This is a genomic window from Cellulosimicrobium sp. KWT-B, from assembly GCF_002127155.1.
In the GTDB taxonomy this organism is placed as follows: domain Bacteria; phylum Actinomycetota; class Actinomycetes; order Actinomycetales; family Cellulomonadaceae; genus Cellulosimicrobium; species Cellulosimicrobium funkei.
Map to the genome: position 1 here is coordinate 215,436 of NZ_NEDO01000006.1, position 26,787 is coordinate 242,222.

26 protein-coding genes and 1 pseudogene are annotated in these 26,787 nt (G+C 73.5%); 14 read left to right on the forward strand and 13 right to left on the reverse strand.

The features are described from left to right. Positions 1 to 51: 51 nt before the first annotated feature. Positions 52 to 891 (reverse strand): SDR family oxidoreductase, encoded by an 840-nt coding sequence (locus B9L22_RS17885; protein ID WP_233140222.1) that lies wholly within the window; start codon positions 889 to 891, stop codon positions 52 to 54. A 108-nt stretch (positions 892 to 999) separates the two neighbouring features. On the opposite strand from B9L22_RS17885, the gene B9L22_RS17890 reads away from it, so the two are divergent. The 5 genes from B9L22_RS17890 (at position 1,000) to B9L22_RS17910 (ending at position 6,272) form a co-directional block, all read left to right on the forward strand. Beyond that, on the forward strand, positions 1,000 to 1,569 hold the full coding sequence (locus B9L22_RS17890; RefSeq protein ID WP_198947337.1) for a TetR/AcrR family transcriptional regulator: 570 nt from the start codon (positions 1,000 to 1,002) through the stop codon (positions 1,567 to 1,569). Continuing rightward, positions 1,566 to 3,128 (forward strand): MFS transporter, encoded by a 1,563-nt coding sequence (locus B9L22_RS17895; RefSeq protein WP_086151357.1) that lies wholly within the window; start codon positions 1,566 to 1,568, stop codon positions 3,126 to 3,128. Before B9L22_RS17890 ends, B9L22_RS17895 begins: the two co-directional genes overlap by 4 nt. A 179-nt stretch (positions 3,129 to 3,307) precedes the next feature. Continuing rightward, positions 3,308 to 4,363, forward strand: a complete 1,056-nt coding sequence (locus tag B9L22_RS17900) for a putative F420-0 ABC transporter substrate-binding protein (RefSeq protein ID WP_086151358.1) — start codon at positions 3,308 to 3,310, stop codon at positions 4,361 to 4,363. Continuing rightward, complete coding sequence (locus B9L22_RS17905; protein ID WP_369824867.1) at positions 4,360 to 5,454, forward strand: putative F420-0 ABC transporter permease subunit; 1,095 nt, start codon at positions 4,360 to 4,362, stop codon at positions 5,452 to 5,454. Before B9L22_RS17900 ends, B9L22_RS17905 begins: the two co-directional genes overlap by 4 nt. After that, positions 5,451 to 6,272 (forward strand): putative F420-0 ABC transporter ATP-binding protein, encoded by an 822-nt coding sequence (locus tag B9L22_RS17910; protein ID WP_086151401.1) that lies wholly within the window; start codon positions 5,451 to 5,453, stop codon positions 6,270 to 6,272. Before B9L22_RS17905 ends, B9L22_RS17910 begins: the two co-directional genes overlap by 4 nt. Before the next feature lie 7 nt (positions 6,273 to 6,279). On the opposite strand, the gene B9L22_RS17915 is transcribed toward B9L22_RS17910, so the two are convergent. The 4 genes from B9L22_RS17915 to B9L22_RS20300 form a co-directional block, all read right to left on the reverse strand. Next, positions 6,280 to 6,705 (reverse strand): TIGR03667 family PPOX class F420-dependent oxidoreductase, encoded by a 426-nt coding sequence (locus B9L22_RS17915; protein WP_086151359.1) that lies wholly within the window; start codon positions 6,703 to 6,705, stop codon positions 6,280 to 6,282. Positions 6,706 to 6,707: 2 nt separating this feature from the next. Next, the gene (locus B9L22_RS17920) at positions 6,708 to 7,151 is read right to left on the reverse strand and encodes a CoA-binding protein (RefSeq protein ID WP_021483339.1); all 444 of its coding nucleotides are present in this window, start codon (positions 7,149 to 7,151) and stop codon (positions 6,708 to 6,710) included. Between the two features lie 67 nt (positions 7,152 to 7,218). Beyond that, positions 7,219 to 7,686 carry a DUF1772 domain-containing protein gene (locus tag B9L22_RS17925; RefSeq protein WP_086151360.1) on the reverse strand — a complete coding sequence of 156 codons (468 nt, stop codon included), beginning with the start codon at positions 7,684 to 7,686 and terminating at the stop codon, positions 7,219 to 7,221. Then, entirely contained in the window at positions 7,683 to 8,615 is a 933-nt protein-coding gene (locus B9L22_RS20300) for an NmrA family transcriptional regulator (protein ID WP_233140223.1), read from the reverse strand. Before B9L22_RS20300 ends, B9L22_RS17925 begins: the two co-directional genes overlap by 4 nt. 130 nt (positions 8,616 to 8,745) lie before the next feature. Between B9L22_RS20300 and B9L22_RS17935 the strand changes: the two genes are divergently transcribed. Beyond that, a complete protein-coding gene (locus tag B9L22_RS17935; protein WP_086151362.1) occupies positions 8,746 to 9,696 on the forward strand; it encodes an AraC family transcriptional regulator in 951 nt (316 codons plus the stop codon). Positions 9,697 to 9,702: 6 nt separating this feature from the next. Here the strand turns inward: B9L22_RS17935 and B9L22_RS17940 are convergent, their stop codons facing one another. After that, on the reverse strand, positions 9,703 to 10,206 hold the full coding sequence (locus tag B9L22_RS17940; RefSeq protein WP_086151363.1) for a metallophosphoesterase: 504 nt from the start codon (positions 10,204 to 10,206) through the stop codon (positions 9,703 to 9,705). A 50-nt stretch (positions 10,207 to 10,256) separates the two neighbouring features. Between B9L22_RS17940 and B9L22_RS17945 the strand changes: the two genes are divergently transcribed. From B9L22_RS17945 to B9L22_RS17965, 6 genes are all read left to right on the forward strand, one after another. After that, positions 10,257 to 10,679 (forward strand): hypothetical protein, encoded by a 423-nt coding sequence (locus tag B9L22_RS17945; protein ID WP_086151364.1) that lies wholly within the window; start codon positions 10,257 to 10,259, stop codon positions 10,677 to 10,679. 1,033 nt (positions 10,680 to 11,712) lie between these two features. Further along, positions 11,713 to 12,324: a DUF5343 domain-containing protein gene (locus B9L22_RS19820; protein ID WP_143317371.1), complete on the forward strand. Its 612-nt coding sequence runs from the start codon at positions 11,713 to 11,715 to the stop codon at positions 12,322 to 12,324. Then, a complete protein-coding gene (locus tag B9L22_RS17950) occupies positions 12,321 to 12,878 on the forward strand; it encodes a Swt1 family HEPN domain-containing protein (RefSeq protein WP_086151365.1) in 558 nt (185 codons plus the stop codon). The genes B9L22_RS19820 and B9L22_RS17950 overlap by 4 nt, the downstream gene beginning before the upstream one ends. Positions 12,879 to 12,959: 81 nt before the next feature. Next, the gene (locus tag B9L22_RS17955) at positions 12,960 to 13,553 is read left to right on the forward strand and encodes an HhH-GPD-type base excision DNA repair protein (RefSeq protein ID WP_086151366.1); all 594 of its coding nucleotides are present in this window, start codon (positions 12,960 to 12,962) and stop codon (positions 13,551 to 13,553) included. 61 nt (positions 13,554 to 13,614) lie between these two features. Continuing rightward, positions 13,615 to 14,826, forward strand: a complete 1,212-nt coding sequence (locus B9L22_RS17960; protein WP_086151367.1) for an AI-2E family transporter — start codon at positions 13,615 to 13,617, stop codon at positions 14,824 to 14,826. 102 nt (positions 14,827 to 14,928) lie between these two features. Beyond that, on the forward strand, positions 14,929 to 15,294 hold the full coding sequence (locus B9L22_RS17965; protein ID WP_086151368.1) for a VOC family protein: 366 nt from the start codon (positions 14,929 to 14,931) through the stop codon (positions 15,292 to 15,294). Positions 15,295 to 15,322: 28 nt separating this feature from the next. On the opposite strand, the gene B9L22_RS17970 is transcribed toward B9L22_RS17965, so the two are convergent. The 4 genes from B9L22_RS17970 to B9L22_RS17985 form a co-directional block, all read right to left on the reverse strand. Continuing rightward, complete coding sequence (locus tag B9L22_RS17970) at positions 15,323 to 15,712, reverse strand: hypothetical protein (protein ID WP_043654766.1); 390 nt, start codon at positions 15,710 to 15,712, stop codon at positions 15,323 to 15,325. Positions 15,713 to 15,776: 64 nt separating this feature from the next. Further along, on the reverse strand, positions 15,777 to 16,700 hold the full coding sequence (gene cofE, locus B9L22_RS17975) for a coenzyme F420-0:L-glutamate ligase (protein ID WP_086151369.1): 924 nt from the start codon (positions 16,698 to 16,700) through the stop codon (positions 15,777 to 15,779). Next, positions 16,697 to 17,695, reverse strand: coding sequence for a TIGR03557 family F420-dependent LLM class oxidoreductase (locus B9L22_RS17980; protein ID WP_021482522.1), 999 nt, complete (start codon positions 17,693 to 17,695; stop codon positions 16,697 to 16,699). The genes cofE and B9L22_RS17980 overlap by 4 nt, the downstream gene beginning before the upstream one ends. Positions 17,696 to 17,796: 101 nt before the next feature. Next, on the reverse strand, positions 17,797 to 19,725 hold the full coding sequence (locus tag B9L22_RS17985; RefSeq protein ID WP_086151370.1) for a DUF4914 family protein: 1,929 nt from the start codon (positions 19,723 to 19,725) through the stop codon (positions 17,797 to 17,799). 206 nt (positions 19,726 to 19,931) lie between these two features. Between B9L22_RS17985 and valS the strand changes: the two genes are divergently transcribed. Further along, positions 19,932 to 22,739, forward strand: coding sequence for a valine--tRNA ligase (gene valS, locus B9L22_RS17990; RefSeq protein WP_086151371.1), 2,808 nt, complete (start codon positions 19,932 to 19,934; stop codon positions 22,737 to 22,739). A gap of 72 nt (positions 22,740 to 22,811) precedes the next feature. Here the strand turns inward: valS and B9L22_RS17995 are convergent, their stop codons facing one another. Both B9L22_RS17995 and B9L22_RS18000 read right to left on the reverse strand, forming a co-directional pair. Then, positions 22,812 to 24,011, reverse strand: a complete 1,200-nt coding sequence (locus tag B9L22_RS17995; protein ID WP_034655925.1) for a Vms1/Ankzf1 family peptidyl-tRNA hydrolase — start codon at positions 24,009 to 24,011, stop codon at positions 22,812 to 22,814. Between the two features lie 185 nt (positions 24,012 to 24,196). Further along, positions 24,197 to 24,547 (reverse strand): chorismate mutase, encoded by a 351-nt coding sequence (locus tag B9L22_RS18000; protein ID WP_043654759.1) that lies wholly within the window; start codon positions 24,545 to 24,547, stop codon positions 24,197 to 24,199. A 107-nt stretch (positions 24,548 to 24,654) separates the two neighbouring features. Here B9L22_RS18000 and B9L22_RS18005 point away from each other — a divergent pair, with 107 nt between their 5' ends. After that, entirely contained in the window at positions 24,655 to 26,472 is a 1,818-nt protein-coding gene (locus B9L22_RS18005; RefSeq protein WP_086151372.1) for a long-chain fatty acid--CoA ligase, read from the forward strand. A gap of 160 nt (positions 26,473 to 26,632) precedes the next feature. Here B9L22_RS18005 and B9L22_RS19825 read toward each other — a convergent pair. Further along, positions 26,633 to 26,787, reverse strand: a pseudogene (locus B9L22_RS19825) (ATP-dependent Clp protease ATP-binding subunit ClpX); the annotation flags it as partial.

Sequence of the window (26,787 nt, forward strand, 5' to 3'; positions counted from 1 at the left end):
CCCGGGCGCCATCCTCGGTTCGGAGCGGCGCCGCTCCCGGACGGGTCGGGGTCAGCGGGCGGACGCGTCGGCGTCGGGAGCGGGCTCGACGCCCTTCGGGACGAGCGGCGCGCGCCACAGGGAGTACGTGGAGGCCTGCGCGACGGGCCGCAGGATGAGCGAGTCGATGTTCACGTGGTGCGGGCGCGTGACGGCGAACGTCACGACGTCGGCGACGTCGTCGGCGGTGAGCGGGTCCACGACGCCCTCGTAGACGGCGTCGGCCCCGGCCTGGTCCCCGTGGTAGCGGTTGAGCGAGAACTCGGGCGTGTGCACGAGGCCCGGCGCGATCTCGATGACGCGGATCGGCTCGCCCACGAGCTCGAGGCGGAGCGTCTTCGCGACGCCGAGCAGCGCGTGCTTGGACGCGACGTAGCCGGAGCCGCCGACGTACGTGTCGTGGCCCGCGGTCGACGTCATGAGCACGATGTCGCCGCGACGCGACGCGCGCAGGAGCGGCAGGAACTCCCGGGTCACGCGCACGGTGCCGAGCACGTTCGTCTCGTACATCGCGCGCCACTCGTCGATCTTCGCCTCGTCGACCGGGTCGACGCCGAGGCCGAAGCCCGCGATGTTGAGCAGCGCGTGCACGGGCCCGCGAGCACCTGCCTCGGCGACGAGGCGCGCGACGTCGTCGTCGGAGGTCACGTCGCCCACCACGGGGTGGGCGCCCGTGCGCTCCGCGACCTCGGCGAGCCGGTCCGCGCGGCGCGCGAACGCCACGACGTCCCAGCCGCGGGCGCGCAGGAACCGCACGCACGCCTCCCCGATGCCCGACGACGCGCCGGTCACCACGGCGCGCAGGGGCGAGGTCGCAGGGGCGGGGGCGGGCGGGTTCGACGGCTCGGTCACGACGCACACTCTGTCACGGTCGCCGCCGCGCCACGGGCCGCGTCCGCGATCGGGACGTGGTGGCCACGTTAATGGACAGATGTACATGTACGTATGTACATTCATGTCATGACGCGAGCGAGAAGAGACCCCGAAGGGCGCCGCCGGGCCATCGTGGACGCGGCGGTCGCCGTGATCCTCGAGGTCGGGCTGGGCCACGTCACGCACCGCAAGGTCGCGGAGAAGGCGGGCGTGCCGCTCGGCGCGACGACGCAGTACTTCGCTTCGCTCGACGACCTCGTCCTGGCGGCGCTCGGCGACGTGGCGGCGGGCAGCGACCGCGAGCTCCGCGCGCTCGAGGGCGAGCTGGCGGCCTCGACCGACGTCGCGGGCGTCCTCGCGCGCTACCTGGCCGTGTACGGGAGCGACCCCGCGCGCGCCCGGGCGCAGGCCGCCTTCTTCGTCGGCCACGTCGAGAACCCGCGCGTCCGCGAGCTGACGAACCAGTGGGACGCGGGCCTGGCGCTCGTCCTCGCGCGGTACATGGGCGAGGTGGCGGTCCAGGCGGTCGTGACCTACAGCTACGGCGTCGTGCTGCGCGCCGCACGCGGCGACGCGATCCCCGACGAGACCGAGCTCGCCCACGTGCTCGCCCGCCTCGTCGATGCCGATCCCACCACCGAGAGCGAGCGACCATGACCCAGCTGACCGTGCCGACCGACTCCCGCTCCACGCTGTCTCCCGCCCGTCGCTGGACCGTGCTCGCCGTCCTCACCGCCAGCCTGCTCGTCATCACGATGGACATGACGATCCTCAACATCGCGCTGCCCGAGATGTCCGCCGAGCTCCATCCGGCCTCCGACCAGCAGCTGTGGATGGTCGACGTCTACTCGCTCGTCCTGGCCGGGTCGCTCGTCTCCGTCGCCGCCGTCGCAGACCGGTGGGGACGCCGACGGATGCTCGTGCTCGGCTACGCGGTCTTCGCCGCGGCGTCGCTCCTGGTGCTGGTCGCCGACTCGGCCGAGGCCGTGATCGCGATCCGTGCGCTCCTCGGCGTCGGCGGCGCGATGATCATGCCGACGACCCTGTCGCTCATCCGCGTCGTCTTCACCGACGCTCGGGAGCGCGCGACCGCGCTGAGCATCTGGGCCGCGGCGTCCGGGCTGGGTGCGGTCGTCGGCCCGCTCGTCGGCGGGCTGCTCCTCGAGCACTTCTCCTGGCACGCGGCGTTCCTCGTCAACGTCCCGCTCATGGTCGTCGGCGTCGTCGCCGGGCTCCTGCTCGTGCCCGAGTCCCGTGTCTCGGGCGCCGGCCCGTGGGACGCCCTCGCCGCGGTGCTGTCGCTCGTCGGCGTGGTCGCGCTCGTCTGGGCGCTCAAGCAGTTCGGCAAGGAGGCCAGCCTCGCCGTGCCGCCCGCGCTCGCGGCGATCGTGGTCGCGGCCGTGGCACTGACCTGGTTCGTCCGGCGCTGCCTCCACAGCGACCACCCCCTGCTGGACCTGCACCTGTTCCGCAGCCGCCAGTTCACCGCCGGGATCGTGGCCGCGCTGGGCACCACGCTCTCGATGGTCGCCGCGCTGCTGCTCGTCGCCCAGTGGTTGCAGCTCGTCGAGGGCTCCAGCCCGATCGAGACCGGCCTGCAGCTCGCCCCGCTCGCGCTCGCCGGAGGTCTCGCCTCGCTCGCGGCGCCGCCGCTGAGCCGGCGCACCGGCTCGCGCGCCGTGCTCGCCGGTGGGCTCGCCCTGGCGGGCGGCGGCCTCCTCGTCATCGGGCTCGTGGGCGACGGACTCAGCCTGACGACGATGATCGTCGCGCTGTGCCTCGTCGGAGCGGGCATGGGCGCGCTCGCGATCGGCTCCGCGATGATCATGGGCGGCGTCCCGACCGACAAGGCGGGCAGCGCCGGAGCGCTCGAGGAGACCTCCTACGAGTTCGGCGGCACCCTCGGCGTCACCGTCCTCGGGAGCATCTCCGCGCTCCTGTACCGCGCGAGCCTCGACACGGCCCCCGGCCTCGACGCCCTGCGCGACGCCGAACCGGTGCTCGCCGACCAGGCCGGGCAGTCCCTCGGCGCGGCGATCGCCATCGCCGACGAGACGGGCCTCCCCGAGCTCGCGGCTCGCGCCGGGGAGGCCTTCACCCAGTCCCTCCAGACGACCGGGCTGATCGGCGGCGCCCTCATGCTCGTGATCGCGGTGCTCGTCTTCCTCCTCACCCCGAAGGGCACGAAGGTCGCCGCCGCCGCGCCGCACCCGTGACGCCGCCTGTGTAGGCTGGACGACGGACCGCGAACCCCTCGATCGTTCGCCGGAGCGACCTCGTCCTTGGGTCGCGGGTCCGCCCGACGCGAGATGGCGCGTCCGACCCTGGAGAGCCCGCGTCCCCGCCCGGGGGCAGCCGTCCGGCTCTCTCCCCGTCTCGCACCCGGAGCAGCTCCGTGCCCTCGCGCCTCACGCCGTCCCTCGTCTCCCGCCGACCCGTCCGCGCCGCCGTCGGCGCGTCGGCGCTCGCCCTCGTGCTCGCCGCCTGCTCGTCCGGCACGACGCCCGGGGGCGACCCGACCTCTGCGGGCGGCGCGACGTCGTCGAGCACGCCCGGGAGCACCGCGTACCCGCTCACGCTCGACGACTGCGGGTTCGAGGTGACGTTCGACGCCGCGCCCGAGCGCGTCGTGACGATCAAGTCGAGCACCACGGAGATGCTCCTCGCGCTCGGGCTCGGCGACCGGATCGTCGCGAGCGCGTTCGCCGACGGGCCGGTGCCCGACTCGCTGGCCGACGCCGCCGCGGACGTCCCCGCCGTCGCGGAGCCGCTCTCGGACCAGGTCCCGGGCGCGGAGGCGGTCCTGGAGACCGAGCCCGACCTCGTGTACGCGGGCTGGGAGTCCAACCTCACGGCCGACGGCGCGGGCGACCGCGAGACCCTCGCGCAGCTCGGCGTCGCGACCTACGTCTCCCCCGCCGCGTGCAAGGCGCCGGAGTACATGCCGGACCCGCTGACGTTCGACGACGTGTTCGCCGAGATCACCGAGGTCGGCACGATCTTCGACGCGCAGGACGCCGCGGCGGACCTCGTCGCGGAGCAGCGCGCGACGCTCGACGGCGTCGTCCGCGACGACCGCGGCCTGACCGCCCTGTGGTACTCGTCGGGCGACGACATCCCGTACGTCGGGGCGGGCATCGGCGCGCCGCAGATGATCCTCGACGCCGTCGGGCTCGAGAACGTCGCGGGCGACGTGCACGACACCTGGACGTCGTACGCGTGGGAGGAGGCGGTCGCCGCCGACCCGGACGTGCTCGTCCTCGTCGACGCCGCCTGGAACACCGCCGAGGCGAAGATCGAGCGGCTCGAGTCCAACCCGGCCACGGCCGAGATGACGGCCGTCCGCGAGGGCCGCTACCTGACGATCCCGTTCCCGGCGACCGAGGCGGGCGTGCGCAACGTCGACGCCGTCGTGGACCTCGCCGCGCAGCTGGAGGCGCTCGACCTGTGACGACCCTGCGCACCCGGCCCGCGCCCGCCGCGGCCGACCGTCGCCCGGCCGGCACCGGCCCGGCCGGTCGCGCGCGGCGCGGCGCGGCCTGGTGGGTGCCGGCCGGCGTCGTCGCGCTCGTCGCGACGGTGCTCGTCACGGTGACGATCGGGCCGGCCGACCTCGCCGTCGGGGAGGTGTGGCGCTCGGTCGCGACGCACCTCGGGCTCGGCGGGCTGCTGGGCCTGGAGCCGCTCGGCGCCCTGCAGGACGGCATGGTGTGGCAGCTGCGGCTCCCCCGCGTGCTCACGGCGGCGGCGGTTGGCGCCGGGCTCGCGGTGTGCGGCGTCGTCATGCAGTCGCTCACGCGCAACCCGCTCGCCGACCCCTACCTGCTCGGGCTGTCGTCCGGCGCGTCGCTCGGCGCGGTGCTCGTGCTGGTCGCGGGCTGGACGGTCCTGCTCCCGGTCGCGGCCTTCGGCGGCGCGGTGCTCGCGCTCGTCGCCGCGCTCGGGCTCGCGGGCGCGCTCGGCGCGCTCACGCCCACGCGGACGGTGCTCGCCGGGCTCGCGGTGAGCCAGCTCGCGGCGGCCGCGACGAGCTTCGTCATCTTCTGGTCCGCGACCGGCGACTCCTACCGCGAGATCCTGTCGTGGCTCATGGGTTCCGTCGCGGGCGCGACGTGGACCTCGGTCGCGGTCGCGGGCGGCGCGACGCTCGTGCTCGGGACGCTGCTCGCGTCGACCGGCTCGGTGCTCGACGCCTTCACCTTCGGCGACACGGCGGCCTCCGCGCTCGGGGTCGACGTCGCGCGCGTGCGCTGGACGCTCCTCGTGGGCGTCGCGCTGCTCACCGGCGCGCTCGTGTCCCAGTCGGGGTCCATCGGGTTCGTCGGCCTGATCCTGCCGCACGCGGTGCGGCTCCTCACCGGCGCGCGGCACCGGCTGCTCCTGCCGCTCTCCGCGCTGTTCGGCGCGACGTTCCTCGTCTGGGCCGACACGCTCGCGCGCACGGTCTTCGCGCCGCGCGAGCTGCCCGTCGGCATCGTCACCGCCGCGATCGGCGCCCCGGTGTTCGCCCTGCTGCTGTGGCGCGGACGGAGGACCGCGTGAGCGCCCCCGCCGTCGTGGGCACGGCCGGGCTCGACGCGGAGCGCGTGTCGTGGTCGGTCGACGGTCGCCTCGTCCTCGACGGCGTCGACTGCACCGCGCCCCCGGGTGCGGTGAGCGGGCTGCTCGGCCCGAACGGCTCCGGGAAGTCCACGCTCCTGCGCGTGCTCGCGGGCGTCCGGTCGCCGTCGGCGGACCCGGGCGGGGAGGGCGCCCGCGTGCGGTTCGACGGCGCCGACCTGCTCGCGCTGCCGCGCCGGCAGCGGGCGCGGGTGCTCGCGCTCGTCGAGCAGGACGCGACGACCGACCTCCCGCTCTCCGTGCTCGACGCCGTGCTGCTCGGCCGCATCCCGCACCGCTCGCTCCTCGCGGGCGACTCCGCGACCGACCGCGACCTCGCCCGGGCGGCGCTCGCCCGCGTCGGGATGGCGGGGTTCGCGGACCGCGAGGTCGCGACGCTCTCCGGCGGCGAGCGCCAGCGCGTGCACCTCGCGCGCGCCCTCGCGCAGGAGCCCGCGCTCCTGCTGCTCGACGAGCCGACCAACCATCTCGACATCGCCGCCCAGCTCGACACGATGCGCGTCCTGCGCGACCTCGCGGGCGACGGCGTCACCGTGCTCGCCGCGCTCCACGACCTCAACCTCGCGGCCCAGACGTGCGACCACGTCGTCGTGCTGGCGGACGGCCGCGTCGTGGCGGCGGGCGACGTCCACGACGTGCTCGTGCCCGACGTGCTGGACCCGGTCTACGGCGTGCGGTGCGAGGTCCTCACGCACCCGCGCACCGGCCGGCCGGTGCTGACGTTCGAGCCCCCGGCCTGAGGAAACCTCAGAAGCCGCGCAGCCGTTCGAGGCGCACGCGCAGCGTCACGGCGTAGTCGTCGTGGAAGCCGTCGGGCGTCGTGCCGAGGCTGCGGATGCCGTCGTCGTACTTCGCGTCGTACGCCGCGCGCTCCGCGGCGGAGAGACCGTCGTCGTCCACCGACGCCGTGCCGGTGAGCACGACGACGTCGCCGCCCGACGGGGTGCTGTTGAGGTGCACCGCGACGCGGGGGTTCGCACGGACGTTGCGCAGCTTGGCCGTGCGCGGCTGGGACTTCACGACGAGCTCGTTGGCACCGTCCCAGCGGAACCAGACCGGCGTCGGCTGCGGCGTGCCGTGCGGGTCCACGGTGACGAGCCACACGACCTGCTCGTCGGCGAGCCGCGCCGCAGCGCGTGAGCCGAGGCGCGTCGTGGTGTCGACCGCGGGCACGGTCAGGCCTCCTCGGCCGCCGCGAGGCGCGGCAGCTCGATCGCGGGGCAGCGGTCCATCACCATGTCGAGGCCCGCGTCGCGCACGCGCCGCGCGGCGTCCTCGTCGATCACGTCGAGCTGGAACCACACCGCCTTCGCGCCGATCGCGATCGCCTGGTCGGCGACGTCGCCCGCGAGCTCGGACCGCACGAACACGTCGACGACGTCGACGGGGAACGGGACGTCCGCGAGGCTCGCGTACCCCTGCTCGCCGTGGACGGTCTCCGCCGACGGGTGCACGGGCACGACCCGCTTGCCGTGCTGCTGCAGCACGCGCGCGACCCCGTACGCGGCGCGCGCGGTGTTGTTCGACAGGCCGACGACGGCCCAGGTCTCGGTGCCCTCCAGGACCCGACGGACGGTGTCCTGCTCGTCGGCCGGCACGGCCGCTGTGACGTCGCTCATGTCGTGCGCAACCGGGTCCCGCCCGCGGCTATTCCGCGGCGGGACCCGGCGCGGGCACCCGCGCACCTCAGACCAGCGCGAGGGCGAGCAGCGCGCTCGACGCCGCACCGGCCACCGTCCGCACGTGGTTCCACGCGAGCCAGCGCGGCAGGAACGCCGTCCACGCCGCCGCCAGGTCGCCCTCGCGCGCCGCGGCGTCGAGCCGCTCGTTGAGCGGGACGTTGCCCACGGCCGTCACGCCGAGGATCCCGACGACCGCGACGACCGCGCCCGCGAGCGCCCACCCCGCCCGGGCCGCGCCGCCGACGAGCCCGACGACGGCCGCCGCCGCGGGGAGCAGGACGCTCGCGGCGAGCAGGAGCATCAGCGGCGGCCGGAACGCGTCGCGGTTGATCGCGACCATCGCGGCTCCGCCCTCGCCCGGCGGGAGGCGGCGCAGCCCGCCCATGACGAACGTCGAGAACGCGAAGAGCACGCCGCCCGCGAGCCCCGTCGCGACGGCGGCCGCCACGACGAGGGTCGCGAACGCGGTCACGGCGCGGTCTCCACCGTGCGGGTGCCGGCACCGGCGGCCCACGCGCCCGCCTCGCGGGCCGCGTACTCGCGGAAGTCGCGCGGCTCGCGGCCGAGCGCGACGCGGACGCCGTCGGTCACGGGGGTCCCGCGCCCGTCGAGCACCTCGGTGAAGAGGTACCGCATGAGGTCGACGACGTCGTCGGGCAGCCCGGCCGCAGCGAGGCCCGCGACGAACGCCTCCATGGCGACGGGCTCGTAGCGGACGTCGCGCCCGCTCGCGGCGGCGATCTCCGCGACCGCTTCGTGGAACGTCAGCGCGCGCGGTCCGGTGAGCTCGAGGACGCGTCCCCCGAGGGCATCGTCCGTGAGGGCCGCGACCGCGACGTCGGCCACGTCCTCGAGGTCGACGAAGGGCTCCGCGACGTCGTCGACCGGGAGCGCGAGGACGCCGTCGAGCACGGGCTCGAGGAGGAAGCTCTCGCTGAAGTTCTGGTCGAAGAACGCGCACCGCACGACCGTGCGCGCCGGGAACGCCGCGCCGACGAGCTCCTCCGCGCGCTGCGCCTCCTCCTCGCCGCGCCCCGAGAGCAGCACGAGGCGGCGCGCGCCGGCGTCGTGCGCGCGGGCCGCGAGCCGGGCCACGGTCTCCGGGGCCCCGGGGACCGCGAGGTCGGGCGCGTACGCGACGTACACGGCCGTGGCGCCCGCGAGCGCGGGCCCCCAGGTGGCGTCGTCGTCCCAGTCGAAGCGCACGTCGCCGGAGCGCGACGCCCGGCGCACGGGGACGCCGGCCGCGTCGAGCCGGTCGGCGACGCGGCGGCCGGTCTTGCCGGTCGCGCCGAGCACCAGCACGGTGCCGGGCGCAGGTGCCGGTGCGGCGGTCGGTGCCGACGTGCGGGCGGGTGCCGCCGACGGGGCGGCGGCGGTGGGCGGGGTCGAGGCAGGCATGGTGTCTCCCGAGGTGCGGCGGGTGGAGCGGTACGGGTCCCACCCAACCCCGGCGCCGCGAGACGTTCCATGGCCGACCGGCTCGCGCGCATACGCGATCGTCTCGCCGCGCGCGGCGTACGCTGACGCGATGGACGTCGTCGCCGGGCTGCTCGACGGGCCGCGCGCCCGCGGCGCCTTCCTCCTGCGGAGCCACCTGCGCGCGCCGTGGGGCATGCGCATCGAGGACGAGGCGCCGCTCACGATCGTGCCCGTCCTGCGGGGGTCCGGGTGGGTCGGCCCCGGGGCCGGCGGCACGTCGTCCGACCCGGGCGAGCACGTCGCCGCGGGCGACGTCGTGCTCCTGCGCGGCCCGGACCACTACGTCGTCGCCGACGCGCCGACCACAGCGCCCCAGGTCGTCGTCGGCCCGGCATCCGACATGTGCCGGGCGGTCGACGGCGGCCCCTCCCCCATGACCGTGCTCGGCGTGCGGTCGTGGGGCAACGACCCGGACGGCGAGACCGTCATCGTCACGGGCACGTACCCGCTCGACGGTGAGGTCGGGCGCCGGGTGCTGCGCGTGCTGCCCCAGCGCGTGGTCCTGCGCCGCGGGGACGTGGACGGGACGCTCGTCGAGATGCTCGCCCGGGAGGTCGTGCAGGACCTCCCCGGCCAGGAGGCGGTGCTCGACCGCCTCCTCGACCTCCTCCTCATCTCGTGCCTCCGCACGTGGCTCTCGCGCGACGACGCGCCGGGCTGGTACCGCGCCGACGCCGACCCCGTCGTCGGGGCCGCGCTCCGGCTCATCCACCACGACCCGGCGCGCGCCTGGACCCTCGACGCGCTCGCGCGGGAGGTGGGGCTGTCGCGCGCGGCGTTCTCGCGCCGCTTCACGGCGCTCGTCGGCGAGCCGCCCATGGGCTACCTCACCGGCTGGCGGCTGGACCTGGCCGCCGACCTCCTCCTCGAGCCGGACGCGACGCTCGCCGCGGTCGCGCGCGCCGTCGGGTACGCGACGCCGTTCGCGCTGAGCGCCGCGTTCAAGCGCGTGCGCGGCGTGAGCCCGGCGGCGCACCGGGCGCGCGCCGGCGCGGCGTGAGGTCGTTCAGCGCGCGACGGGCACGAGCTCGACGTCCCGCAGCGCGCCGTCATCGACGACGGCCGTGAGGAACGTCCCGACCGGCTGCCGACGGCGGTCCGTCGGCGAGCCGGGGTTGAGCAGGCGCAGGCCGCCCGGCGCCGTCGTGTCCCAGGGGATGTGGCTGTGCCCGAACACGAGCACGTCCACGTCGGGGAACGCGGCGTCGGCGCGACGCTCGCGCCCGTCCTTCCCGCCCGTCTCGTGCACGACGGCGAGCCGCAGCCCCTCGACCGTGGTGCGCGCCACCTCGGGCAGCCGCGCGTGCAGGTCGGGGCCGTCGTTGTTCCCCGCGACCCCGACGAGGCGCGCCGCGCGCGCCTCCAGCGCGTCGAGCAGGTCGGCGCTCACCCAGTCGCCCGCGTGCACGACGACGTCCGCGTCGTCGACCGCGCGCCACACCTGGTCCGGGAGCGCCCGGGCGCGGACCGGGACGTGCGTGTCGCTGAGCAGCAGGAGTCGGGTGGGCACGCCGCCACGATAGGTCGCGGTCCCGGGGCGCGCCGGGTGACGATGGGCCCATGCCGATCCCGCGCTGGGTGACCCGCAGCAACAGGCGCTTCCTCAACCCCGTCATGCTCCGCGTCGCGACGGGCGTCGGGCCGATGGCCGTCGTCCGCCACGTCGGTCGGCGCAGCGGTCGCGAGTACCGCACGCCCGTCTTCGCCTTCGCCTACCGCGACGACCCGACCGGTCCGGTGCGCGTCGCGTTCGCCCTCACCTACGGCCCCGACGTGGACTGGGTCCGCAACGTCGAGGCGGCCGGGGAGTTCGTCCTCGAGCGCCGCGGCGTGGAGTACGCCGTCGACGACGTGCGTCGCGTGACCGGCGCGGACGGCCTGCGCCTCCTGCCCGGCTGGACGAGCGCGACCCTGCGGCGCGCGGGCGTCGACGAGCTCCGGACCGGACGCCTGCGCCGGGCACAGGGCAGCCGGCTGCCATGATGGGGGCATTACGCGTCGGGGGTGCGGTGGTACGCCGAGAGCAGGGCCTGACCGACCAGCCCTGGATCCCCCTCCCCCCGCCCGCGCGGACGCGCTGCTCAGCGACGACGCGTTCGCGTCCTCGTAGGGACGCTGCTCGACCAGCCGACTCGTGGACACGCAGGTATCGCCGCAGGTCAGAGCATCTCGCTGTGGATCGGAGACGTCCGCTCCCACTCATGGAGCCGCAGGTGGCTCACCTCGATGTGCCGCACCTCCCCTTGTTGGACGAACAGGTCGATGACGTCCTGTGAGACGGGCAGCGCCCCACGGACGGCGCAGGCCATCCATTCGGCCTCGGCCTCCTCTCGCTTGCCCCCCGCTCCAGTTGGCGACGGGCCGAACGCGAGGACTGCCGCTCCGGGGGGTGGTCAGCCCGTCAAGTTTGGTTAGCGACTTTTCTTCCGCTGAAGGGGCCCCCATCCTCATAGGCCCGCGTCGGGGACACACCGGCATTCGTTGCCCTGACATCTATCGCGGTCAGGAGCGTCGGCCGCACCGCGTCCTCAGCCTCCGCTGTCTTACCAGCCTCCACGAACCGATGCCTGACATCGCGCACATCTACACAGCACAGCGCCATGGCCCGGGTGCCACTTACAGCCTGTCGACCCACACAGTGCATCGACCGACGATCGCTACGTGGCGACCGACGACGAGCACGTCAACGCTCGCCTTGACGCGCTGGTCAGCGGATCCGAGAAGAGCGCCTTGCCTGTGCCTTTCGCAGGAGCAACTCGCCCACCGCTCCGACCTCCGTCGCACACATGTCGGGTCCGTCGAGCATGACGATCGGAACATCAGCATCGGGAGTCTCTACACACTCACTGACGAGTGCCGTGTGCCGTGTGCCGTGCGCCGTGCGCCGATATCTCACCTGGCCGAGCCGCTCTAGCCTTCCCCGCACAACGCCCGGCAAACTTCTCAGCAGGCATATTTCTCCGCAATCCGGACACAACGTGAGCGCTTCTCGACATCTGAGGGTAACTTGCCCTTCATGGTCGTGCCCACGTCGTACCTCACAAGCACAAAGAACATCCCGGCGATCTTCTCGGCAATCCAGAAGGCGTCGGTACCGGAGGCGTTCACCTATGAGTTCTTGAAACAACTCGGGTTTGCGAGTTCTGCGGCACGACCTGTCATCCCCGTGATGAAGGCAATTGGACTACTAGACCAAGCTGGACGCCCCACGCAACTCTACAGGGACTATAAGGACCCAAGTGTTTCGAAGGCAACAATGGCAACAGCCCTACGCAACGGCTATGGCGACATATTCGCGATCGACACTGAAGCCCACAACCGATCAACAAGCGAGTTGAGCGGCCTCTTTAGTCGTGTTACAGATAAAGGCGAATCAGTCAACTCAAAGATGGCTTTGACCTTCAAGTCGCTTGCCGAACTCGCCGACTTTGATTCCACACCGTCGGCAATTGCGAGACCACCCGAACCTACGGTTGACACCGAGAACCCTGCCCCGCCCGCGTCCGCTCCGGCAAGCAAAATTGGGACCGTCTCGTTACGCCATGATGTCCACGTTCACCTCCCACTCTCCACAGACATCGCGGTATACGACGCGATATTTAGAAGCCTCAAGGCGAATCTATTATGACGGGGCACGCATTTGACCTTGAGGCATTCCTATTTCGCGCCGCAGCCATCAACCGCGCGATGAATGTAGATCCCGTCGACAATCGTTCGAGACGCTCGAGCGCGATCGACCAGTTCTCCGCAGACGCGCGCAGACAGGCGGAGTCCATGGGGAGGGTGTATCAGCTGCTCTATTGTCTCGAGAATTCTATCCGCGAGCTTGTCGAGACCACATTGATCGAGGCGAAAGGCGTAGAGGAATGGTGGACCGGCGGAGTACCTGACTCGATACGGAAGAGCGCAGAGAAGCGCCAGGCCGAGGACCAGAAGAATCGTTGGCACGGTCCTCGCGGCAGTTCGACACTCGCATACGTAGACTTCCCGCAGTATGGAACGATAATCATTGAGAACTGGGAACACTTTGAGGCGCTTCTCGGCGACAAGGGCTGGGTGCTCTATTATTTTCAGGAACTGAACCATACGCGGCGCGCACTTGCGCATACAGGGAAGGTAACGGAAGCCGACGAGGAGCGCATGGAGATCCGCGTTCGCGACTGGCTCCGTGCGGTCGGCTGATGCGCTCAACCCGCCACGGACCTGGGCTACTGGCGCCAGACGTCGGTCGCGACTGCCGAGTCAGGCAGGCAGACTGAAGCCATGGAAACCAGGTTGTGGTTCACAGGGGACCCAGAGGCAGATCGGCTTCTCACCGACGACAACTTCGCGCTCCTCGTGGGGATGCTGCTCGACCAGCAGTACCCGATGGAGCACGCGTTCGCCGGGCCGCGCAAGATCCGCGACCGCCTCGGTTCGATCGACCCGCGCACCGTCGCGGACACCGACCCCGACGCGTTCGTCACGCTCGCCACGACGCCGCCCGCGATCCACCGCTACGGGCGCTCGATGGCGGGCCGGGTGCAGGAGCTCGCCCGCGTCGTCGTCGACGAGTACGACGGCGACGCGACCCGGATCTGGACCGCGCCGGGCGCGGACGGCGAGCCGACGGGCGCGGAGGTGCTCGCGCGCCTGCGGGCGCTGCCCGGGTTCGGTGACCAGAAGGCGCGCATCTTCCTCGCGCTCCTCGGCAAGCAGCGCGGCGTGCGGCCCGCGGGGTGGCGGGAGGCCGCCGGCCACTACGGCGACGAGGGCTCCCGTCGGTCCATCGCCGACGTCACGAGCCCCGAGTCGCTCGCCGAGGTCCGCACGTTCAAGAAGGCCCAGAAGGCGGCGGCCAAGGCCGCGAAGGGCTGACCTGCCGCGCCGCGCACGGACGCCCGGGTGCGCGACGCACCCCGGCGGCTATCGTCGGCGCGTGACCACGACGACGCCTCCCGCCCCGGGGCTCCCTCCCTCCACGCGCACGCTCCTGGCCCTCGCCGCGGGCGTCGTCGTCCTCGCCGGGGTCCACGCCGCCCGCGAGGTCCTCGCCCCGATGTTCCTCGCGGCGGTCATCGTCATCATCTGCCACCCCGTGCGCTTCCCCCTGGAGCGCCGGGGCTGGCCGCGGTGGGCCGCGACGTCCGCCGTCGTGACGGTCGCGTACCTCATCCTCGCGGCGCTCGTCGCGATGCTCGCGTTCGCGGGCGTCCGGTTCGTGGACCTCGTCCGCGAGTACCTCCCGGCCCTCGTGCGCGCGGTCGACGACGTGGTGGACCAGCTCGCCGCGGTCGGCATCGACACGGACATCGCCGAGGCGGCCACGTCGTGGCTCGACCCGGGACGCGTCGTCAGCCTCGCGGGCAACGTGTCCGGCATGGCCCTGGGCATCGCGACCGCGTTCTTCTTCGTGCTCGCCTACGCGATCTTCATGGCCGCCGACGCCGCGCGGTACTCCACCGCCGGCTCGGTGTTCGGCGCCGAGCGCGCCGCGACGGTCGACCGGGCGACGCGGTTCAGCGGCGGGGTGCGCCGCTACTTCGTGGTCAACGCGTCGTTCGGTGCGGTCGTCGCCGTGATCGACGGCGTGGCCCTGTGGCTCCTGTCGGTCCCGGCCCCGACCGTGTGGGCGATCCTCGCGTTCGTCACGAACTTCATCCCGAACATCGGCTTCGTCCTGGGGCTCGTGCCGCCCGTCGTCATGGCGTTCGTGGTCGGGGGCTGGCAGCTCGCGCTCGCCGTCGTCGCGGTCTACTGCGTGGTGAACGTCGTGCTCCAGGTGCTCGTCCAGCCGAAGTTCGTCGCCGACGCGGTGAACCTCAGCCTCACGTTGAGCTTCGTCTCCGTCGTCTTCTGGACGTTCGTCATCGGGCCGCTCGGCGCGATCCTCGCCATCCCGCTCACGCTGCTCGTCCGGGCCCTCGTGCTGGAGCCCGACCCGGGCTCGGGCTGGCTGCGCTGGCTCTCCGGGGACGACGCGCCGCGGCCCGCCGAGAACCCGCGCGGCGCGGGCTCCCCTCCCGCCGCCGACGCCGTGCCGGACGAGGACGACGCCGCCCCGGCGGAGCGCACGGACCCCGAGCCCGACCCTCAGGTGGAGCCTGAGGGTTCCGCCGTCGAGCGCTCCCCCGCGCCGGACGAGCGCTGACCCCCGTCGCACGGTCCGCCCCGGGCTCTGGTGCGCGCGGCACCGCCGTCCCTAGGCTGGTGCTCGGCGGGTGTCCGCCCGTCACCGGCACGGGGAGGAACCATGGCGCACGGAGACATCACGCACATCGACATCCCGGTGAGCGACAACGGCAGGGCCACCCAGTTCTACGGCGAGCTCTTCGGCTGGGAGATCGCGGAGGTGCCCGGCTTCGAGGGCTACCCCATGTGGCAGGCCCCGAACAAGATCAGCGGCGGCGGCCTCGCCCCGCGCTCCGAGGGGTTCACGAGCCCGCGCAGCTACGTCGAGGTCGACTCCATCGAGGAGACGCTCGCCAAGGTCCGTGAGCTCGGCGGGCGCGTGGTGCTGGAGAAGTCGCAGATCAGCCCCACCTCGTGGTGGGCCGCGTTCGAGGACGCCGACGGGAACCAGATCGGTCTCTACGAGGGCACGACGGACGCGGGCTGACCGCGCGCGGCGCGCAGCCGCACGGCCGTCAGGGTCGGGACGACAGCACGCGGCCGTCCGGGTCGTCGGGCCGGCGCGGTCGCAGCGTGGGCGGCGGCGGCCACGGGAGGTCGTAGCGCTCGACGGGGACGTCGATCGCCCCGAAGTCGTCCGTCTGCACGACGACGCCGTCCGGCGTGACCTCGACGAGCCGGACCCGCAGCGGCGGCGCGTCGTCCTGCTCGAGCATCCAGACGTCGGCGAGCCACGCGAGGCTGCTCGCGTCGAGGGCCTCCTCGGCCTCGAGCCAGTCGACCGGGCCGGTGAGCTCGTGCCCGAGCAGCGACACGGCCACCCAGGCGTCGCCCTCGGGGCGGATCCAGCCCACGTGCTCGCGGTCGTCGGGGCGGCGGTGCGCGATCCAGTCGGAGGGGAGCATCCGGGCAGGCTAGCGGCGACGACGGGGCGCACGCCAGAGGTTTCGCCGCCGCGGGCGCGCCCCCTCAGTCCGTGACGGGCTCGTTCCCGGAGCCCTCGCGGTACCCCTCGGCGAACCCGGCGCGGTAGCCGTCGGCGTATGCGGCCTCCCGGGCCGCGTCGCCCTCCTGCTCGCGGCGCGCGTCGGCCTGCCCGCGGGCGTACGCCTCGGCGCTGCCCTCGCGGAACAGGTCGTCGCCCGAGCCGCGCACGAGCACGCGGGCGCCCGGACCGTCCTCGCTCCCGACGTACCGGCCGAGCCCGCGCACCACGGCGACGGGCCGGCCCGCCGCCTTGCCGCGCACGAGCTCGCTCGCGGCCGCCACCTCGTCGACGACGGCGGTCACGGTCACCGACAGAGGCCGCCCGTGGGAGTCCACGCCGCCGCGCAGGTCCTCCGCGACGACGACCCCCGCGGCCCCGACGCCGATGTCGACGAGGCCGTCGCGCCACGCCCGGCCGGAGGTGTCCGTCACGACGACGCCCAGCCGGTCGAGGCCGAACCGCTCGCGGAGCGCGCCGCGCAGCGCCCGCGCGGAGGCGTCGGGGTCGAGCGGGAGCAGCAGGATCGTGCCCTCCGGGGTGTTCGACGCGTCGACGCCCGCCGCGGCCATGACGAGGCCGAGCCGGTTCTCGACGATGCGCAGCGGCGGCTGGCCGGGACGCTCGCGCGTCGCGACGACGCGCACCGTCTCGTCCGTGATCGCCTGCTCGCGGTCCACCGCGGCGACGACGCGACCCTCGGCCTTCGAGACGATCTTGCTCGTCACGACGACGACGTCGCCGTCCGCGAGCGCCTCCCCCGCCAGCAGGTCGCCCACGAGCGCCGCGAGGTCGTCGCCCGGCCGGACCTCGCCGAGGCCCTCGGGCGCCCACACCGTGAGGCGCGCGGACCGGCCGGGGCCTGCGCCGCCGTCGGGCCCGCCGGGTGCGGCGTCGTGCTCGCTCATCGCGTGAGCTTCGGGAGCACCTCGCGGCCGAAGACCTCGATCCACTCGCGCTGGTTGCGGCCGACGTTGTGCAGGTAGATGCGGTCGAACCCGAGGTCGACGAACTTCTGGATGTACGCGCGGTGCTCGTCCGGGTCGGCGGAGATCACCATGCGGCCCTCGAAGTCCTCCGGGCGCACGAGCTTGGCCATCTGCTCGAAGTCGTGCGGTGAGCGGATGTCCGCCTTGGGGAACTTCATCCCGCCGTTGGGCCACTCGGTCATCGCGTTCGCGAGCGCCTCCTCGTCGGTCGCGGCCCAGGAGAGGTGGAGCTGGAGCACCTTGGGCATCGCCTCGGGGTCGCGGCCGGACTCGCGCACGCCGTCGTCGAACTTGCCGAACAGCATGGAGATCTTCTCGAGCGGCGCCCCCACGGTGATGAGGCCGTCGGCGTGGCGGCCCGCGCGCTTCGCGGTCACCGGACCGGCGGTCGCGACGAGGATCTCCGGCGCCACCTCGGGCATGGTCCACAGCCGCGTGGACTCCATCTTGTAGAACTGCCCGGAGTGCTTGACGTCCTTGTTGTCGAGCCCGGACTGGAACAGCTTCTTGATGACGTCGATCGCCTCGAACATGCGGTTGATGCGCTCGGGCGCCTCGGGCCAGTAGCCCGCGACGACGTGCTCGTTGAGCGCCTCGCCCGAGCCGAGCCCGAGCCAGTGCCGGCCGGGGTACATCGCGGCGAGCGTCGCCGACGCCTGGGCGACCATCGCGGGGTGCCAGCGGAACGTCGGCGCGGTGACCCCGGGGCCCAGGTCGCCCCGGGTCCGCTCGCCGAGCGCCGTGAGCACGTTCCACACGAACGACGACTCGCCCTGCGCCGGGACCCACGGCTGGAAGTGGTCGGCCGCCATGGTCCCGGAGAAGCCGTGCTCCTCCGCGTAGGCCGAGAGCGCGACGGCCTCGGTCGGGTGGAACTGCTCGAGCATGGCGGCGTAGCCGATCGTCAGACCCATGGGCCGACCTTAACCCTCCGCGGACCGTCCTGGGCGAGAGGTCGCCGCCGCCCGACCTGCACCGGTCCGGTCCTCGCGGGAAGAGGACCGGACCGGGCGCGTCAGACGTACAGCGGCGTCAGGTCCGCGTACTCCTCGACCGAGCCGCCGCGCAGGCAGACCTCGATGATCCGCCGACCCAGCGGGTCGAGGTCGTCGGTGAGGAACTGCCGGAGCTCGCTCGCGAAGAAGTCGGTGATGATCCGCGCCCCGGCGTCGTAGGCCTCGACCCCCACCTGGGACTGCAGCTCGGGCCGCAGGAAGGTCGGGCGCACGAGCTGGCCGTCGATCTTCATCTCCGTGAGCGTGTAGCCGAACAGCGGGCAGCGGGCGGGCGTGAGCTCGTCCGGCCGCAACCGGCCCCCGCCGCGGCGCGCGAGGTACTCGCGCGTGAGCCACTCGGCAGCGAAGTCCACCCGGTAGGCGCCGATGTGCTGGTTGGGGGTGAGCACGTAGCGCGTCCGGCGAGTCTCCACGAGCTGGCGCAGCAGGAGGTTCGCCGCCGCGACCTTCGTCCCCGTCGCGAACGGCCAGTACGACCCGACGCCCTCGGCGACCATGCCCCCGTGGGCGAGCGCCTCCCTCGCCGTCCGCGACTCGCCGATCGACGGGTTCTTGTCGCCGCGCGGCGCGACGAGCCGCCAGATCCAGGCGAGCGCCGCGGGCACGACGTGGGTCATGCCCATGATCCCGTAGGTGGGGTGGTCGCGCGTGCAGGCCGGCATCCGGGCGCCGAACGTGCGCACGTCGACCTCGGCCGGCCCGGCGACGTCGGTGAGGAGGTGCCGCGGCACCACGACGCGCGGGTTGGGGCACCGCCTGCCGTCGCCGTCGAGCGAGTGCTCCCAGGGCAGCACGGTCGCGTCGGGGACGCCGTCGATGTTGAAGAACACGAGCGGCACGTCGGGGTGGATGCACGCGCGCTCGAGGTGCGCGTCCTGCCCATACCCGGTGAGGTTGTCGACGCGCACGAACCAGCCCTCCTCGGCGTCGGTCACCACGAGGCGGCCGTCGCCGGTCTGGAGCGCGGAGTGGCACAGGGTCATGTCGTCGGTGACGGGGGCGAGCGCGCTCGTCTCCCCCAGCGTGATGACGTAGGGCTCGCGCGTGACGACGTTCGTGCCGAGCAGGATCCTGCCGTCCTCCTGGCGGCGCAGGTCCTGGCACATCTCCGACTTGCCGCCGCCCGAGGCGCCCTCGTGCATGATCACGGTCTCGTTCTCGTACGGCGTGGTGACCCGGACCGACGACGCGTGCGCGGTGACCCAGCCCTCCCGCTCGCCGACGTCGAGCAGGACCGAGAACACGCCCTTCTTGGCGCTCGGCCCGGGGTAGAGGTTGTAGGCGAACACCTCGTGGAGCGTCTCGGAGCGCTCGTGCACGACGACCTGGCGCCCGCCGAACCGGGTGTGGCGCAGCGGCGGCGCGACGTAGAGGATCGAGCGCGGCGCGAACGGGCCGAGCTCGTCGAACGTGGCCCAGCCCTGGAGGTCGACGAGGGCGAGCGCGAAGAACGCCGCGTTGACGGGGCAGACGGCGAGCGACGGGTAACCGTGCGTGCGCCCGCCGGCGCGGAACGGCACGACGACGAGCTCCTGCGCCGCGAGCCACGCGAGCGTCTCGTCCTTGACCGGGCCGAACTCCGCACCGAAGACGTCCCGGTAGCGCGGCTTGTCGGTCGGCAGGTCGTCGGCGATCCGCATGCAGTCCGGGTCCCGGCGGCGCATGTAGTCCTCGGGGTAGTTCACCGCGATCCCGTTGCGGCACCGCACGACCTCCGCCTCGACGACGCGCTCGCCCCCGGCGTCGTACTCGACGGCGAACCGCGGGCCGCCGTCGGGCCCGAGCGCGAGGCGGTAGAGCTCCTCGCGCGACGCCGGGACGACGAGGCGCGGGCACGCCGCGAGGGCGGCGGCGAGGGCGGGCGGCAGGACGACGCCGGGCGGGATCGCCCCGTCGGCACGCGTGCGGTCGGTGGTCGTGGCGGTCATGGGTGCTCCAGGGGTCGGCGCGGGGATCGGGTCGAGGTGCGCCCACGAGCACCTGTCGCTTTGCGTGCAGATTACGACTCGATGACCATTCGACCCAGGGACCTTCGACCCGTCTCGGTCCGCACGCCGCGCACGGCCGCGGCGACGCCCGCCGGACGCCGAGACGGCGTCCGGCACGGCCCCGGGATCTGGGAGAATGGGCGACCATGAGCGACTTCCCGACGAACGCGCCGACGGGCGCGGCCGAACCCGCTGCAGCAACGACCTCCTCCGCCGGGCACGTAGCCGGTGACGTCGTCCGCGCGGTGGTCGCGGGAGTACCCGACCGGGTGAGCCTCGACGGGCTCGAGGACACCTACGACGCGCGCTGGGCCGAGCAGGGGACGTACGCGTTCGACCGCTCGAAGACCCGCGAGCAGGTCTTCTCCATCGACACCCCGCCGCCGACCGTCTCGGGCTCGCTGCACGTGGGCCACGTGTTCTCCTACACGCACACCGACGTCGTCGCGCGGTTCCAGCGCATGCGCGGCCTCGAGGTGTTCTACCCCATGGGCTGGGACGACAACGGCCTGCCCACCGAGCGGCGCGTCCAGAACTACTACGGCGTCCGCTGCGACCCCACGCTCCCCTACGTCGAGGGCTTCGAGCCCCCGCACGAGGGCGGCGAGGGCAAGTCCGTCAAGGCCGCCGACCAGGTGCCGGTGAGCCGCCGCAACTTCATCGAGCTGTGCGAGCGGCTCACGGCCGAGGACGAGAAGCAGTTCGAGGCGCTGTGGCGCCGGCTCGGGCTCTCGGTCGACTGGGCGCAGCACTACCAGACGATCGACGCACGGTCCCGCACCGCGGCGCAGCGCGCGTTCCTGCGCAACCTCGCGCGCGGCGAGGCGTACCAGGCCGAGGCCCCCGGGCTGTGGGACGTGACGTTCCAGACCGCCGTCGCGCAGGCCGAGCTCGAGGCGCGCGACTACCCGGGCCACTTCCACAAGGTCGCGTTCCACCGGGTCGCGCCGGGCACGCCCGACGACGGCGCACCGGTCTACATCGAGACCACGCGCCCCGAGCTGCTCGCCGCGTGCGTCGCGCTCGTCGCGCACCCTGACGACGAGCGGTACCAGCACCTGTTCGGCACCTCGGTGCGCTCGCCGCTGTTCGACGTCGAGCTGCCCGTCCTCGCCCACCCGGCCGCCGAGCGCGACAAGGGCGCGGGCATCGCGATGTGCTGCACGTTCGGCGACCTGACCGACGTGCAGTGGTGGCGCGAGCTGCAGCTCCCGACGCGCTCGATCATCACGCGCGACGGCCGGATCACGCGCGAGACGCCGGACTGGATCACGTCGCACGCCGGCCAGGGCGTGTTCGCCGAGCTCGCGGGCAAGACGACGTTCTCCGCGCGCCAGGTCGTCGTCGACGCGCTGCGCGACGCGGGCGACCTCGACGGCGAGCCCGTGCCGACCCAGCGCAAGGCGAACTTCTTCGAGAAGGGCGACAAGCCCCTCGAGATCGTCACGTCGCGCCAGTGGTACATCCGCAACGGCGGCCGCGACTGGACGACGGCCGACGGCACGACGCGCGACCTGCGCCAGGAGCTGCTGAACCGCGGCAAGGAGCTCGCGTTCCACCCCGACTTCATGCGCGTGCGCTACGAGAACTGGGTCGGCGGCCTCAACGGCGACTGGCTCATCTCGCGCCAGCGCTTCTTCGGCGTCGCGATCCCGCTGTGGTACCCCGTGCTCGAGTCGGGCGAGATCGACCACGACCACCCGATCGTGCCGTCCGAGGACGCGCTGCCCGTCGACCCGTCGTCCGACGTGCCGGCCGGGTACACCGAGGACCAGCGCGGCGTGCCGGGCGGGTTCGTCGGCGAGAACGACATCATGGACACGTGGGCGACGTCGTCGCTCACGCCGCAGATCGCGGGCGGCTGGGAGGTCGACCCCGACCTGTTCGAGCGCGTCTTCCCCATGGACCTGCGCCCGCAGGGCCAGGACATCATCCGTACGTGGCTCTTCTCCACGGTCGTGCGCTCGCACCTCGAGTTCGGCTCGCTGCCGTGGAAGAACGCCGCGATCTCCGGCTGGATCCTCGACCCCGACCGCAAGAAGATGTCGAAGTCCAAGGGCAACGTCGTCACGCCCATGGGCCTGCTCGAGGAGCACGGGTCGGACGCCGTGCGGTACTGGGCCGCGTCGGCCCGCCTCGGCACGGACGCGGCGTTCGAGGTCGGGCAGATGAAGATCGGCCGTCGCCTCGCGATCAAGATCCTCAACGCGTCGAAGTTCGCGCTGTCGTTCGGGGTCGACGCCGAGACCGGGACGGGCGAGATCGTCCTCGACCCGGCGCTCGTCACCGAGACGCTCGACCGCGCGATGCTCGCGGGCCTCGCGACCGTCGTCCAGAAGGCGACCGAGGCGTTCGAGGCGTACGACCACACGCGCGCGCTCGAGGTCACCGAGACGTTCTTCTGGACGTTCTGCGACGACTACCTCGAGCTCGTCAAGGACCGCGCGTACGGCGCCGGCGCCGCGGCCTCCGACGTCTCCCCCGAGACCCGGTCCGCGCGCGTCGCGCTCGCGATCGCGCTCGACACGCTCCTGCGCCTGTTCGCCCCGTTCGTGCCGTTCGCGACGGAGGAGGTGTGGTCCTGGTGGCGCGCCTCGGAGGGCTCGATCCACCGCGCGCCGTGGCCCACGCCCGACGTCGCGCGCGCGGCCGCCGGCGACGCCGACCCGGCCGTCCTCACCGCCGCGGGCCACGCGCTCGCGGCGCTGCGCAAGATCAAGTCCGAGGCGAAGGTGTCGATGCGCACCCCGATCCTCGCGGCGCAGGTCGCGGTCCCGGCGGCGTCGCTCCCCGGCGTCGAGGCGTCCGTCGTCGACGTCCGCAACGGCGGGCGCGTCACCGGCACGCTCGACCTCGTCGCGGCGGCCGAGGGCCAGGGCGACCCGGCCGTCCAGGGCGGGATCGTCGTCGTCTCCTCCGAGCTCGGCGAGCCCGAGGCCCGCAAGAAGGGCTGACCCCGCACGACGACAGCACGACGACGCCCTCCCCGGCCGCGGCCGGGGAGGGCGTCGTCGGTGGCGGCAGGCCTAGATGATCTCGCCGCGCAGCCGCGAGTCGTCGCCGGACATCGTCGCCGCGACCTCGCGCGGCGTCCCCTCGTCCGCCCAGCGGAGCGTGGCGCCCACGCCCTCGATGAGCTCGACGCTGCCCTCGGGCGCGAACGTCAGCCCGGCGTCCTGGCCGACGGCGGCCCGCACGAGCGCGACCGTGGCGGGCAGCTTCTCCAGGCCGTCGGTCACGCCGAGGGACTCGATCTCCTCGCGGGTCGCGGCGATGTGCAGCGGGCTGGGCCCGATCCACAGCGAGCGGCCGTCGAGCGCGCCGTCCTGCCCGTACTCGTCGGCCAGCACGAGCTCCTTGACCTGGCCGCGCGCGAGCACCGCGACGACGTCCTCCACGGACGTCACCGCGCCGGACTCACGGCCCTGCTCCTGGCGGAACTCCGCGAGGACCTTCTCGCGGCGACGCTCCCGGTAGCTGTCGAGCGCGTCGGCCACGTTCGCCTCGAACGAGGCCTCGTTGATGCCCGCGCCCCGGCCGCCGCCCGGGACCTCGACCACGAGCTCGGAGATCGCGTGCCCGAGCGCGCCCCGCACGAGCGGCACGGCACGCACGTCACCGGTGAGCAGCACGAGCTCCGGCCGGTACTCGGCCGCCTGGCGCTCCAGCTCCGCGGCGACCGCCTCGGCGTTGCGCTCCCAGGAGTCCTCCGCGCGGGACTCGATGCGCTTGTGCGAGAGCCCGCCCGTGCGGACCTTGTTGATGACGTCGTGGCCGCCCTCGACCGTCTCCGGCTCCGAGTAGGGCAGGTGGCCGCCCGCGACGGACCACGTGAGGTCCGCGCCCTGTCGGTCGACGACGACGCGCACGTAGTCGACCGACTCGTCCGCCGCGCGGGCCGCCTGCAGCAGCGCGGGCACGGGCCCCCAGGAGCCCTTCGTGAGCGCCGGCGGGTCCTTGACGACCCGGTCGACGAGCACGCCCGTGTCGTCGGCGATCAGCACGCGCCCGTGGGTGCCCCCGACCCGCGTCGGCCGCAGCACCACCTCCTCGAGGTCGTCGAGGACCGCGTCCGGCGCGCCCTCCTGGTGCAGCTGGCGCCGCACTCCCTTCCAGCGGTTCTCGACCTCGCGGTCCCCGGCCTCGTTGGCGCGCGTCGCGTCGATGTACACCGTCGCGAAGGGGCCAGGATGGCCGAGGAGGGGCTTGAGCCAATCGATCTTCATGCGAACACCTCATGACGTCCGTCGGCGTGGCGGGAGGGCCGCCCGACGCGGCGGTGCCGACGCCGGGGGCCCGCCCTGGGTCCCCACCAGGGTCCGTCAGATCGACGGGGGTCGCCACCGCGCGTCGGGGCCGGGAGACGCCTCGCGCCGGCCTCCGGGCCGTCGCCCGGGCCGCTCCCGGGCCGTCAGGAGTAGGTGTCGAGGACCGGGGTCCCCTCGCCCGCGGCCGCGTGCTCGGCGGCGATGCGCTCGTGGTGGCGGATGACCTCGTGGACGATGAACGCGCGGAACTGCTCGGCGAACTCCGGATCGAGACCGGCGGAGCTCGCGATGCCCGTGAGCCGGGCGATCTGCTGGCGGTCCCGGTCCGGGTCGGCGGGCGGGAGCCCGCCCTGCGCCTTGAGCTCTCCCACGCGGCGCGTGAACTTGAACCGCTCCGCGAGCAGGTGCATGAGCGCCGCGTCGATGTTGTCGATGCTGTCGCGCAGGCGGAGGATCTCGTCGGGGACGGCGGGCTGCCCGGGGTCGTTCGTCACCCACCGATCCTAGGGGTGCCCGTCGGGCGTCGAGGAACTCGATACTCGGAGTACGGAGTAAAGTGGCTCGCCGTCCCTCCCTACCGTCCCACTCAGCGGAGAGTTTCATGACGGAACACACGTCGCCGAGCCTCGTCGAGGTCTCCCCCACGGCGACCATCAGCACCCTCCTCACCGACCGTGTCGCGCGCGCCCCCCGGGCGACGCTCGTCGAGCGCCGCACCACCGCCGACGGTCCGTGGGAGCGCGTCACCGCGCAGGAGTTCGAGGACGACGTCGTCGCGGTCGCCCGCGGCCTCCTCGCGCGCGGCATCGAGCCCGGCGACCACGTCGCGATCATGTCGCGCACCCGCTACGAGTGGACCCTCCTCGACTTCGCCGCCTGGGCCGTGGGTGCCGTGCCCGTCCCCGTCTACGAGACGTCGTCCGCCGAGCAGGTGCACTGGATCCTGTCGGACGCGGGCGTCCGGCTCGCCGTCGTCGAGACGGCCGCCCACGCGGCCGAGGTCGCGACCGTGCGCGACCGCCTGCCCGGTCTGGAGGACGTCCTCGTCGTCGAGGACGGCGCCGTCGACGCCCTGCGCGCCGCCGGGGCCGACGTCCCGGCCGCGGACGTCGAGCGCCGTCGGGCCGCGCAGCGCGTCGACGACCTCGCGACGGTCATCTACACGTCCGGGTCGACGGGGCGCCCCAAGGGCGTCGAGCTCACGCACCGCAACTTCGTGCACCTCGCGCTCAACGGCCGGGCCGGCCTCGCCGAGATCCTCGACGCCGACGGCGCACGCACCCTGCTGTTCCTGCCGCTCGCGCACGTGTTCGCCCGGTTCATCCAGGTCGTCGTCGTCGCGTCGAACGCGGTCCTCGCGCACTCCTGGGACACGAAGAACCTCGTCGCGGACCTCGGCTCGTTCCACCCGACGTTCCTGCTCGCCGTGCCGCGCGTGTTCGAGAAGGTCTACAACACCGCCGAGCAGAAGAGCGGGACCGGGGCCAAGCGCAAGATCTTCCACTGGGCGGCCAAGGTCGCCATCACCTGGTCCCGGGCACTCGACGCCCCGGGCGGCCCCGCGCTCGGGCTGCGCCTCCAGCACGCCGTCGCGGACCGGCTCGTCTACTCGACGCTGCGCGCCGCGATGGGCGGCCGGCTCACCTACTCCATCTCCGGCGGCGCGCCGCTCGGCGAGCGGCTGGGCCACTTCTACCGCGGGGTCGGGCTGCGCATCCTCGAGGGCTACGGCCTCACCGAGACCACGGCCCCCACGGCCGTGAACCTGCCCGGCCTGACGAAGATCGGGACGGTCGGGCCCGCGTTCCCCGGCACGTCGCTGCGCATCGACGCGGACGGCGAGCTCCTGGTCAAGGGCGACCACATCTTCCGCGGCTACCGCAACCAGCCCGACCTCACCGCCGAGGCGCTCCAGGACGGCTGGTTCCGCACCGGCGACCTCGGCGCGTTCGACGACGACGGCTACCTGCGCATCACGGGCCGCAAGAAGGAGATCATCGTGACCGCCGGCGGCAAGAACGTCGCGCCGGCCGTGCTCGAGGACCGGCTGCGCGCGCACCCGCTCGTGAGCCAGGTCGTCGTCGTGGGCGACCAGCGCCCCTTCATCGGCGCCCTCGTCACGCTCGACGCCGAGATGCTGCCGGGCTGGCTCGCGACGCACGGCCTGCGTCCGATGGACGTCGAGACGGCCGCGCACGACGCCGACGTGCTCGCCGCGCTCGACCGCGCCGTCGCGCACGCCAACGAGGCCGTCTCCCGGGCCGAGTCGATCCGCAAGATCACCGTGCTCACGACGGACTTCACCGAGCAGAACGGCTACCTCACGCCGTCGCTCAAGGTGAAGCGCCGCCTGGTCATCGACGACTTCGCCGACACGATCGACACGCTCTACGGCTCGAAGGTCGGCGCCGACGCCTGAAGCCCCACCCCCGGCCCCGGGGCCCGGGGCCCGGGGCCCCGGCCCCCACCCCTGCCCCGCAGCACGGGCTGAGCAGGTGGTCCTGGTGCGTCCGGGCGACCGGACGGACCAGGACCACCTGCTCGGCCGAGCTACATCGCCTGGTCGGCGGTCGTCGGTGTCAGGCGGACTTCTCGCGCGGAGTGCGGGCGCGCGCGGTCGTGGTGCGCGGCACGATCGTGGGATTGACGTTGTCCAGCACGACCTCACGCGTGATCACGACCCGCTCCACGTCATCACGCGACGGCACGTCGAACATCACCTGCTGCAACACCT

Coding starts and splice junctions, on each gene's coding strand:
- B9L22_RS17985 (WP_086151370.1), bottom strand. CDS start 19,725: ATGACCGCCACGACCACCGACCGCACGCGTGCCGACGGGGCGATCCCG.
- B9L22_RS17950 (WP_086151365.1), top strand. CDS start 12,321: ATGACGGGGCACGCATTTGACCTTGAGGCATTCCTATTTCGCGCCGCA.
- valS (WP_086151371.1), top strand. CDS start 19,932: ATGAGCGACTTCCCGACGAACGCGCCGACGGGCGCGGCCGAACCCGCT.
- B9L22_RS17935 (WP_086151362.1), top strand. CDS start 8,746: ATGGACGTCGTCGCCGGGCTGCTCGACGGGCCGCGCGCCCGCGGCGCC.
- B9L22_RS19820 (WP_143317371.1), top strand. CDS start 11,713: ATGGTCGTGCCCACGTCGTACCTCACAAGCACAAAGAACATCCCGGCG.
- B9L22_RS17980 (WP_021482522.1), bottom strand. CDS start 17,695: ATGGGTCTGACGATCGGCTACGCCGCCATGCTCGAGCAGTTCCACCCG.
- B9L22_RS17995 (WP_034655925.1), bottom strand. CDS start 24,011: ATGAAGATCGATTGGCTCAAGCCCCTCCTCGGCCATCCTGGCCCCTTC.
- B9L22_RS17970 (WP_043654766.1), bottom strand. CDS start 15,712: ATGCTCCCCTCCGACTGGATCGCGCACCGCCGCCCCGACGACCGCGAG.
- B9L22_RS17890 (WP_198947337.1), top strand. CDS start 1,000: ATGACGCGAGCGAGAAGAGACCCCGAAGGGCGCCGCCGGGCCATCGTG.
- B9L22_RS17945 (WP_086151364.1), top strand. CDS start 10,257: ATGCCGATCCCGCGCTGGGTGACCCGCAGCAACAGGCGCTTCCTCAAC.
- B9L22_RS18005 (WP_086151372.1), top strand. CDS start 24,655: ATGACGGAACACACGTCGCCGAGCCTCGTCGAGGTCTCCCCCACGGCG.
- B9L22_RS20300 (WP_233140223.1), bottom strand. CDS start 8,615: ATGCCTGCCTCGACCCCGCCCACCGCCGCCGCCCCGTCGGCGGCACCC.
- cofE (WP_086151369.1), bottom strand. CDS start 16,700: ATGAGCGAGCACGACGCCGCACCCGGCGGGCCCGACGGCGGCGCAGGC.
- B9L22_RS17895 (WP_086151357.1), top strand. CDS start 1,566: ATGACCCAGCTGACCGTGCCGACCGACTCCCGCTCCACGCTGTCTCCC.
- B9L22_RS17965 (WP_086151368.1), top strand. CDS start 14,929: ATGGCGCACGGAGACATCACGCACATCGACATCCCGGTGAGCGACAAC.
- B9L22_RS17955 (WP_086151366.1), top strand. CDS start 12,960: ATGGAAACCAGGTTGTGGTTCACAGGGGACCCAGAGGCAGATCGGCTT.
- B9L22_RS17920 (WP_021483339.1), bottom strand. CDS start 7,151: ATGAGCGACGTCACAGCGGCCGTGCCGGCCGACGAGCAGGACACCGTC.